Source organism: Candidatus Symbiopectobacterium sp. NZEC135, assembly GCF_025962695.1.
This window is the reverse complement of record NZ_JAGFPF010001455.1, coordinates 1-538: the sequence shown is the minus strand read 5'-3', so window position 1 is coordinate 538 and position 538 is coordinate 1. Positions and strand designations below refer to the sequence as shown.

At 44.8% G+C, this 538-nt stretch carries 1 protein-coding gene; it reads left to right on the top strand.

The annotated features are described in order from the left end of the window. Positions 1–357, top strand: a 357-nt coding sequence (locus tag J5224_RS34805) for an NADPH-dependent F420 reductase (protein WP_413544778.1), incomplete at its 5' end; no start/stop codon positions are given. Positions 358–538: the final 181 nt, after the last annotated feature.

The following is a 538-nucleotide window of genomic DNA, read 5'->3' as shown; positions in this document are numbered from 1 at the left end:
ACCAAGGCGTTCAATGCCATTCAGATGACTCAGTTGGAAAGCGATGGTTTACCGGTGGGCAGCCCCAACCGTCGGGCATTGCCACTGGCGGGGGACAATGTGCAAGGCAAGCAGATTGCCAGCGAACTGTACGAAACCTTCGGTTTTGATGCGGTCGATGTGGGTGCGCTCGCCGAAGGATGGCGCTTTGAGCGAGGTACGCCTGCTTACTGTGTGCGTATGACTAAAGAGATGTTGCTGGCAGCGCTGGCACCTATATCGGGTTTAGGCGGCCAGAATGAGGATCACCAATTAGCATTAATGATCTTTATAAAAAGCAAGTCTGGATGGTTTCAGGCTTGCACATTGCAGTGTTGAAATAAACAACCACGCATGTGAAAAAAATCACATCAATATCAAATGATAACCCTGCCAATTAAAATGCGATTAATAAAAACAGACAATTATAAATTACACATCAATGAACCAAGCTCAAACAATTACCTAACGATTTTATAACCAAGGATTTGTAATGCAAATCCCAACACCCTCTATATAA